The 6,453-nt window shown below is 67.5% G+C and carries 8 protein-coding genes; 4 read left to right on the top strand and 4 right to left on the bottom strand.

Translation table 11 applies throughout. From position 1 onward, the window contains the following. Nucleotides 1-132: 132 nt before the first annotated feature. From AX690_RS21735 to AX690_RS21720, 4 genes are all read right to left on the bottom strand, one after another. The gene (locus AX690_RS21735; RefSeq protein WP_066730557.1) at nt 133-609 is read right to left on the bottom strand and encodes an SRPBCC family protein; all 477 of its coding nucleotides are present in this window, start codon (nt 607-609) and stop codon (nt 133-135) included. After that, on the bottom strand, nt 593-952 hold the full coding sequence (locus AX690_RS21730; protein ID WP_066730556.1) for a helix-turn-helix transcriptional regulator: 360 nt from the start codon (nt 950-952) through the stop codon (nt 593-595). The genes AX690_RS21735 and AX690_RS21730 overlap by 17 nt, the downstream gene beginning before the upstream one ends. 181 nt (nt 953-1,133) lie before the next feature. Further along, a complete protein-coding gene (gene ilvC, locus AX690_RS21725) occupies nt 1,134-2,153 on the bottom strand; it encodes a ketol-acid reductoisomerase (RefSeq protein ID WP_066730555.1) in 1,020 nt (339 codons plus the stop codon). A gap of 252 nt (nt 2,154-2,405) precedes the next feature. Continuing rightward, complete coding sequence (locus AX690_RS21720) at nt 2,406-3,185, bottom strand: RcnB family protein (RefSeq protein ID WP_066730554.1); 780 nt, start codon at nt 3,183-3,185, stop codon at nt 2,406-2,408. A gap of 103 nt (nt 3,186-3,288) precedes the next feature. On the opposite strand from AX690_RS21720, the gene AX690_RS21715 reads away from it, so the two are divergent. From AX690_RS21715 to AX690_RS21700, 4 genes are all read left to right on the top strand, one after another. Further along, nucleotides 3,289-3,849: a DUF924 family protein gene (locus AX690_RS21715; protein WP_066730553.1), complete on the top strand. Its 561-nt coding sequence runs from the start codon at nt 3,289-3,291 to the stop codon at nt 3,847-3,849. A gap of 75 nt (nt 3,850-3,924) precedes the next feature. Next, nucleotides 3,925-4,875 (top strand): SH3 domain-containing protein, encoded by a 951-nt coding sequence (locus AX690_RS21710; protein WP_066730552.1) that lies wholly within the window; start codon nt 3,925-3,927, stop codon nt 4,873-4,875. A 202-nt stretch (nt 4,876-5,077) separates the two neighbouring features. Beyond that, the gene (locus tag AX690_RS21705) at nt 5,078-5,917 is read left to right on the top strand and encodes a thymidylate synthase (protein ID WP_066730551.1); all 840 of its coding nucleotides are present in this window, start codon (nt 5,078-5,080) and stop codon (nt 5,915-5,917) included. Next, complete coding sequence (locus tag AX690_RS21700; protein ID WP_066730550.1) at nt 5,914-6,345, top strand: PaaI family thioesterase; 432 nt, start codon at nt 5,914-5,916, stop codon at nt 6,343-6,345. The genes AX690_RS21705 and AX690_RS21700 overlap by 4 nt, the downstream gene beginning before the upstream one ends. Nucleotides 6,346-6,453 lie beyond the last annotated feature (108 nt).

Below are 6,453 nucleotides of genomic sequence, written 5' to 3'. Positions count from 1 at the left end.
GTGTCATCCCGGAAGCCTCGCAGAGGCTATCCGGGACCCAGGGGTTGCAAGAGCGCCGTGCGCGCCGCCCCTGGGTCCCGGCGCTCCGGCCGGGATGACACGGGAAATGACGTCTCCGGCTAGACCATCTCGTCAGGCGACCAGCTCGACCAGCAGCTCGTCCAGCTGTTCGAACTGCATGGGGTAGCCTTGGGCCGAACCCTGCAAAGCCTCGTCGCACGCCGCCTTGCTGGGATAGAGCTCGCTCAGCGTCAGCAGCGTCTGGCCGCCCTGGTCCTCGAACGTGACGGTGGTCACCGAGATCTCGCCCCCCTCCTCGTTGGTCCAGACGATGCGCGAGGGCGGGGTGACATCGGTGTACTTGCCGAAGAAGGCCATGCTGTTGGCCGCGTCCAGCCCGAACTCCAGGCGATAGCCGCCGCCGGTGCGAACATCCATCTCGCAGGCCCGAAGCGGCACGCCCAGGGCCTTGGGGACCCACCAGCGCTGGAAGAGCTCGGGCTTGGACCAGGCCTCGAACACCAGGTTGACCGGGCCGTCGAAGACGCGGGTCACGACCAGCTCCCGGTCCGACTTGCGCGTCACGACCGTCTCATTCTTTCCCGACATTCCCGCTCTCCCTCTGCTTCAAGTCCTCGACAACCTCGTCCAGCGCGTCGAACCGCAGGGTCCAGCGCTGGCGGTATCGTTCGATCCACGCGGCCTCTTCCTCCAGCCCACTGGTCACGAGCCGGCAGGTGCGGACGCGGCCGATCTTTTCCGTCGTCACCAGCCCCGCCGCCTCCAGCACCGCGACATGCTTCTTCATGCCTGTCAGGGTCATCTGGAACCGGTTGGCGAGCTCGGTGATCGACGCCTCGCCGCGACCCAGCGCCTCCAGCACCCCGCGCCGGGTGGCGTCGGACAGGGCGGCGAACGAGGCGTCGAGGCGGGAGGCTGAATACTGAACCATTTGGTTCAGTTTATCCACGGAGAACTGCGGCGTGCAAGCCGCAAACGAAAAGCCCCCGGCCTGGGAGGGCCGAGGGCTTCGCGGGATTTACGCTTTGGGTACTGAGGCTAAAGGCTTGAAAGCCTTTTGCTTGTCGCGCGATGGCCGCCGAAACCGGCGACCGCTTTCGGCTATCGCGCTCTTAGTTCTTGGCCTGGTCGACCAGCTTGTTCTTGGCGATCCAGGGCATCATGTCGCGCAGGCGACCGCCGACTTCCTCGATCTGGTGCTCAGCCGCGCGGCGGCGGGTGGCCTTGAACGAGGGCTGGCCCACTTGGTTTTCCAGCATGAAGTCGCGGACGAACTTGCCCGACTGGATGTCTTCCAGCACGCGCTTCATCTCGGCCTTGGTTTCCGGCGTGATGATGCGCGGCCCCGTCACGTACTCGCCGTACTCGGCGGTGTTCGAGATCGAATAGTTCATGTTGGCGATGCCGCCCTCGTACATGAGGTCGACGATCAGCTTCAGCTCGTGCAGGCACTCGAAATAGGCCATTTCCGGCGCGTAGCCGGCTTCCACCAGCGTTTCGAAGCCGGCGCGGACCAGCTCGACCGTGCCGCCGCACAGGACGGCCTGCTCGCCGAACAGGTCGGTCTCGCACTCTTCGCGGAAGTTGGTCTCGATGATGCCCGAGCGGCCGCCGCCGATGGCCGAGGCGTAGGCCAGGCCGAGGTCGAGGGCGTTGCCGGTGGCGTTGTGGTGCACCGCGATCAGGCACGGCACGCCGCCGCCCTTCTGGTACTCGCCGCGCACGGTGTGGCCCGGGCCCTTCGGCGCGACCATCAGCACGTCGATGGTGTCCTTCGGCTCGATCAGGCCGAAGTGGACGTTCAGGCCGTGGGCGAACAGCAGGGCCGCGCCGTCACGGATGTTGGGGGCGATGTCGTTCTTGTAGATCGCGGCCTGGTGCTCGTCCGGCGCCAGGATCATGATCATGTCGGCCCAGGCGGCGGCTTCGGCCACCGTCATGACCTTCAGGCCTTCGCCTTGCGCCTTCTTGGCGGTCGGCGAGCCGGCGCGCAGGGCGACGGCGACGTTCTTGGCGCCGGAGTCGCGAAGGTTGAGCGCGTGGGCGTGACCTTGGCTGCCATAGCCTACGATGGCGATCTTCTTGTCCAGGATGCGGGCGATGTCGGCGTCGCGGTCGTAGTAGACGCGCATGTTTTTTCTCCAGGACTGGTCGATCAGGGTCGCCCAACGCAACGGAAGAGCGACGAAGGCCGGGCGTTTGAGCGTTTTTTTGCCGTTTCGTCAAGGCGGAGCCGACAGAACGCCAAAATCCGGAAGCCTTCGCGACCCCGTTTTAGGCGGAGGTTCGCGGCTTCGCCATCACGGGGTGAAAAAACCCGCGCGACGCACATGAAAAAGGGGCGGAGGATCACTCCTCCGCCCCCTCACCCGGCCTTCGGCGGATCACCAGAAGAGATCGCGCCAGACGCTCAGAACCTGACCGCTCCAGATATCGACCAGGATGGCGTCGTCGCCGACCCGCACCCACTCGCAGCCGATCGGCGGCTGCGGCAGGCCGTAGCGCCAGGCGTCGAGATAGTACGAGCTGCCGTACCAGCCGCCCGGCAGATAGTCGCCGAACGACCAGGCCCTCACGTACCAGCCGCGCGGATAGCGATAGACCGGCGCGCGATAGCGCTGCGGCGCGGAGTAGAACGGACGATAGGTATAGCGGTGGTAGTGCGGCCGCCCACGGTCGCGATCCCGGTAGCGGTCGCGGCCTCGGTCGTTCCATTCCCAGCTGCGGTTGTCATTCCAGCGGTAGTCGTTGCGGTCCCGATCGCGTTTGTCGTTCCAGCGGTAGTCATTGCGGTCGCGATCACGATCCCGGTCCTGCCAGCCGGGGCGGTTGTTGTCGTTGCGGTCCCAGCCGCCCCGACGATCGTCGCCGCCGCGATTGCGGTCTCGGTCGCCGTCCGGACGCGAGGGCTGAGGCTGAGCCTGCGGAGGCTGCCCTTGCGGCGGCTGCGGACGATCACCCCGGTTCCAGCCGCCGTCGGGCTGGCGCGGGCCGCGATCTCCCCAGCGGTCGCCTCGGTCGCCGCGATCTGGCCGAGGCCCCGCGTCCCGCGGCTGCTGTTCGCGCTGCTGCTGTTGCTGAGCGACCACCGCCCCCGCCGCCCCGGCCTGGGCCGCGCCCGCCAGCAACGAAAGCGCCAGGGCGGTCGTGATCACACGTCTCATGTCTTGCTCCGAAGGGCCTTGATGGCAGGCCCGGGCTTGTCCCTTGATAGCAGTCTCGGACTCGCCCGATGAACCGAGCTTGAACATGGACGGTGGAGACACGATGGCCGCGCATCCCAACGACATCGTCAGCTTCTGGCGCCATGCCGGCCCGGCCAAGTGGTTCGCCAAGGACGCGGCGTTCGACTCCGCCATCGCGCTGAAGTTCGAGCAGACCCACTACCGGGCCTCGATGCGCCGCTATGACGCTTGGGCCGACACGGCCGAGGGCGCCTTGGCCCTGCTGATCCTGCTGGACCAGTTCCCGCGCAACATGTTCCGCGGCACGCCGCACGCCTTCGCGACCGATCCGCTGGCCCGCATGTTCGCCCGCGCCGCCATCGCCGCCGGCCACGATCACGACCCCGCCATCGAGCCGACGCTGCGTCCCTTCTTCTACCTCCCATTCGAGCACTCGGAATCACTGGTCGACCAGGAGTTCAGCGTCCAGCTGTTCGCCGGCCTGCAAGCCGACACCGGCGACGAGGAGTCGATGAAGTGGGCGCTCCTGCACCGCGACATCATCGCCAGGTTCGGGCGTTTCCCGCACCGAAACGGGGGCCTGGGCCGCGAGACGACGGCGGCCGAGCAGGAATTCCTGGATGAAGGCGGCTTCGCTGGCTAACGGCGCCGTAACTTTGCTTTGCGGAAATTCACCTGTACGAGTGCGCCCGCTCATTTGTTCGGGGAATGCCAAGATATGAAAGCCTTCCGCAGCGCGCTGGTCGTCGGCCTGGCGCTTTCCGCCATCACGCCCGCCACCGGCTTCGCCCAGGCCAAGGCCAGCAAGGGTCAGCAGATGCAGACCCAGGCGTCTGGCGAGGTCCCGCGCTGCGCGCGCAAGCTGGGCACGCTGTCGATCGTCGACGGTGACGATTCCAGCGGCTGGACCCAGTACAACCTGGCCTCGCCGCAGAAGGTGCTGCGCGCCATCGTCCAGCGCTCGGGCTGCTTCAACCTGGTCGACCGGGGCGCGGGCCTCAGCGCGGCCGAGAAGGAGCGCAACATCGGCGGCAACCTCGGCCTGCAGCGCGGCTCGAACGTCGGCCAGGGCCAGGTGAAGGCGGCCGACTACGTGCTGGTCGCCGAGGTCCAGGGCAGCAACAGCAATGTCGGCGGCGGCGCGGTGGCCGGCGCCATCGGCGGCATGATCGGCGGCCGCGTCGGCGGCCTGGTCGGCGGCCTCAAGACCAAGAAGCTGGAAGCCAACACCGTCCTGTCGCTGACCAACGTCCGCACGACCGAGACGATGTCGGTCGCCGAAGGCTACGCGGTGAAGAACGACATCGGCTGGGGCGCGGGCGGCGGCCTGGGCTTCGCCGGCGCGGTCGGCGGCGGCTACGAGGACACCGACATCGGCCGCATCATCACCCTGTCGTTCATCAACGCCTATTCGAAGATGATCGGCGACCTGGGCCTGCTGTCGGAGGCCGGTCCGGCCGCCGCGGCCGCGCCGGCCAAGACCTTCACCGCCCAGCGCCCCGTCGCCCTGCGCGCCACCCCGGTCGCCGGCGGCAAGCTGATCCGCACCCTGCCCGCCGGCGCCATCGTCTATCCGACCGGCAAGCAGCAGGAGCTGTGGTGGGAAGTGGCCGACGAGAACGACAACGTCGGCTGGGTGCTGAACACGGGCCTCGCGCCCAGCAAGTAGTCCACGGCGGGCCCCCTTCCCCCTTGCGGGGAAGGGTTGGGGATGGGGGTGCTGCTCCGAGCCGGCCAAGGCCAGCGCTGCCCCCCCCTGCGCCTCCCCGCAAGGGGGAGGGGTTCTGACATCGGGATAACCGACGCCCACCTGTGGATCGCTTCCGGCGCCGCAGTGTTCAACGGTGCGATTCGCCCCCAAAGTCGTCCACATGATCACCGCCGTCCTCGACGCTCCGAAAGCCGCCGCCGACCACCCCGAGCGGCAGTATCTGGATCTGCTGCGCGACATCCTCGACCACGGCGTCCAGCGCGGCGACCGCACGGGCACCGGCACGCTCGGCGTGTTCGGCCGGCAAATCCGCTTTGATCTCGCCAAGGGCTTCCCGGTCCTGACGACCAAGAAGCTGCACCTGCGCTCGATCATCATCGAGTTGCTCTGGTTCCTGAAGGGCGACACCAACATCGCCTACCTGAAGGACAACGGCGTACGGATCTGGGACGAGTGGGCCGACGAGAACGGCGACCTCGGCCCCGTCTACGGCAAGCAGTGGCGCTCGTGGGCCGCGCCCGACGGCCGTGTGATCGACCAGATCGCCGTTCTCGTCGAGAACCTGAAGACCAATCCCAGCAGCCGCCGCCACATCGTCTCGGCCTGGAACCCGGCCGACGTCGACGACATGGCCCTGCCGCCCTGCCACTGCCTGTTCCAGTTCTTCGTGGCCGACGGCAAGCTGTCGTGCCAGCTCTACCAGCGCAGCGCCGACGTCTTCCTGGGCGTGCCGTTCAACATCGCCTCCTACGCCCTGCTGACCCTGATGGTCGCCAAGGTCGTGGGCCTGGAGCCGGGCGAGTTCGTCCACACCTTCGGCGACGCGCACCTCTACCTGAACCACCTCGACCAGGCCCGCGAGCAGCTGACCCGCGAGCCCTTCGACTTCCCGACCATGACGATCGCCGACAAGCGCGACCTGTTCGGGTTTGAGTACGAGGACTTCAAGCTCGAGGGCTACCAGGCCCACCCGCACATCAAGGCCGAGGTTTCGGTTTGACGTGGGCGACGGATCGGCTGGATCAACTCGCCTCCGGCGACGCGATCCTGCCGCCCGTCGTCCAGACGCTGAAGCTGGGCGCGCTGGACGCCTGGGGCCCGGGCTGGGCCAGGAAGACCTGGCAACCGTCTCCCGAACTGCTCAACGTCGACGGTTCGCTGTTCGGCGGCTATCTCGCCGCCCTCGCCGACCAGATCCTGGCCTTCGCCGCCATGACCGCCGCGCCGGCCGACGCCGCCTTCCGCACCAGCAACCTGAAGATCGACTTCATCCGGGTCGGCAAGGCCGAGCCGCTGCGCCTGGAAGGCCGCGTCGTGGCCAAGACCAAGTCGATCATCCACGTCGAGGCCGACTTCTTCCGGCCCGACGGCGAGTTGATCGCGCGGGCTAGCGCCCAGCAGATCATCACGCCGTTCGGCGCTGCTTAACGCGGTCCAGCGCCTAAAGCAGACGTCGCGACCGTACGCTCAGGGTGGTTTGTGGACGCTAGGGCGGATGCGGGACGCAGACGCCATACATCTTGTCCAGGACAGCCA

The organism is Caulobacter sp. CCH9-E1, from assembly GCF_001556515.1.
Classification (GTDB): Bacteria; Pseudomonadota; Alphaproteobacteria; order Caulobacterales; family Caulobacteraceae; genus Caulobacter.
The sequence above is the reverse complement of the archived record's forward strand: the minus strand, read 5'-3'. Positions and strand labels throughout refer to the sequence as shown.

What these genes read in the sequence shown, in the direction of transcription:
- AX690_RS21735 (WP_066730557.1), bottom strand. Translation starts at nt 609, where the DNA reads ATGTCGGGAAAGAATGAGACGGTCGTGACGCGCAAGTCGGACCGGGAG.
- AX690_RS21730 (WP_066730556.1), bottom strand. Translation starts at nt 952, where the DNA reads ATGGTTCAGTATTCAGCCTCCCGCCTCGACGCCTCGTTCGCCGCCCTG.
- ilvC (WP_066730555.1), bottom strand. Translation starts at nt 2,153, where the DNA reads ATGCGCGTCTACTACGACCGCGACGCCGACATCGCCCGCATCCTGGAC.
- AX690_RS21720 (WP_066730554.1), bottom strand. Translation starts at nt 3,185, where the DNA reads ATGAGACGTGTGATCACGACCGCCCTGGCGCTTTCGTTGCTGGCGGGC.
- AX690_RS21715 (WP_066730553.1), top strand. Translation starts at nt 3,289, where the DNA reads ATGGCCGCGCATCCCAACGACATCGTCAGCTTCTGGCGCCATGCCGGC.
- AX690_RS21710 (WP_066730552.1), top strand. Translation starts at nt 3,925, where the DNA reads ATGAAAGCCTTCCGCAGCGCGCTGGTCGTCGGCCTGGCGCTTTCCGCC.
- AX690_RS21705 (WP_066730551.1), top strand. Translation starts at nt 5,078, where the DNA reads ATGATCACCGCCGTCCTCGACGCTCCGAAAGCCGCCGCCGACCACCCC.